2 protein-coding genes are annotated in these 1,471 nt (G+C 38.4%); both read left to right on the forward strand.

What is annotated here, in order from left to right:
- Positions 1 to 159 precede the first annotated feature (159 nt).
- Positions 160 to 513, forward strand: a complete 354-nt coding sequence (locus AC1DVB_RS27180) for a hypothetical protein (RefSeq protein WP_328097745.1) — start codon at positions 160 to 162, stop codon at positions 511 to 513.
- A gap of 179 nt (positions 514 to 692) precedes the next feature.
- Positions 693 to 1,471 (forward strand): DMT family transporter (locus AC1DVB_RS27185; protein WP_477591942.1); only part of this gene is annotated, 779 nt, incomplete at its 3' end.

The following is a 1,471-nucleotide window of genomic DNA, read 5'->3' on the forward strand; positions in this document are numbered from 1 at the left end:
GATGAAACGGTAAATGATCATACTTTACAGTGTTGTTAGTAAATTAACTGGGCACCACCGTTAATGCATGAATATGATTCTTCATAAAAGAGATATTGTTATCATGTTGTTTGTGCTGATTTGGTGTCCTTCTATCTGTTGTGTTCGATGGGGTTAACATTGCTGGCGCCGAGCTTGATGCTGAACTTGATCAACACAGCCTATTATGGTTTTGGGCAATTCCTGCCCGGATTATTATCGATTTTCCTTTTCCGCTCCATAAGACCTGCAGGTATTGCAGCGGGCCTCATTGCAGGGGATCTGTTCGCCATAGGAATGCATCTGGCTCAGATGAATTTCTTGAATATTAATATAGGCTTAATTGCTTTATTGATAAACTTCACAGTTGCTTATGCCATCAGTATGTATTTGAAAAGAAAACAGAAAGCCCAGACCGCTTTTGAAGAACAAATTGCCTGCAATAGTATTGAATTAGAAGAAACCTATCCAAAAAACTCTGTCATTGTCGATTAATATTTCTTACGATAAGATGCATTCAGATTTAATTCAACCATACATTATTGTAATAGGCTTAAACTCGTTAAATATCCAGAAAAAGACCAGTTTTTTACCTCTAACTTGGGTTGCAATACAGATGCAAAGGGTACTATACCTAAATAGGAATATAGTAATCTAGTTGAGGAGTTGCAGCCATGAAATCCCGATCATTTGCATACATGTTAGCGCTATTTCATTCAAGTATTGTCGGCCTATCTTTTTTATTCACGAAAATGGCGATTGCTGAATCGAATCCGCTTGATACTTTGGCGTTCCGGTTCACGATTTCTTTCGCCATCATTTTATTCCTGGTCGCCGTAAAAGTCATAAAGGTGAACTATTCTTGGGAGTCGGTTAAAAATCTTGTACCGCTTTCCCTATTATTCCCAACTCTTTTCTTTGCCTTTCAAACTTTCGGACTTAAGTATTCGCAATCCACCGATGCTGGAATTCTGTCAGCCGTCACTCCAATTCTAACATTGATGATAGCTGGATACTTCCTTAAGGAGAAAACATCTTTATATCAAAAACTTTCGATTGTCTTGTCGGTAGTTGGGGTCATTTTTATTTTTGTGATGAAAGGGAGCAGCATCAATTTTTCTGACATGCTTGGGATGGTATTGATCCTGCTATCCTGTATTGCAACTRCTTGTTATACAACGATGACCCGTTCACTTGCCAGGACCCATACACCAGGTGAAATGTCCTTTTTCATGATGGGAACAGGCTTTGTCATTTTTAATGCAGCTGCACTCGTTACCCATTTAAAACAAGGTACGATGGTGGAATTCTTTACACCATGGTCGAGCATGGAATTCATCAGTTCCATTTTGTATTTGGGAATATTGGCTTCATTGGTCACTTCATTATTATCCAATACGATTTTATCAAAAATAAAAGCGTCGCAAATGAGTGTGTTTGCCAATCTTTCCAC

It is taken from the genome of Peribacillus sp. P4_D6 (genome assembly GCF_056401795.1).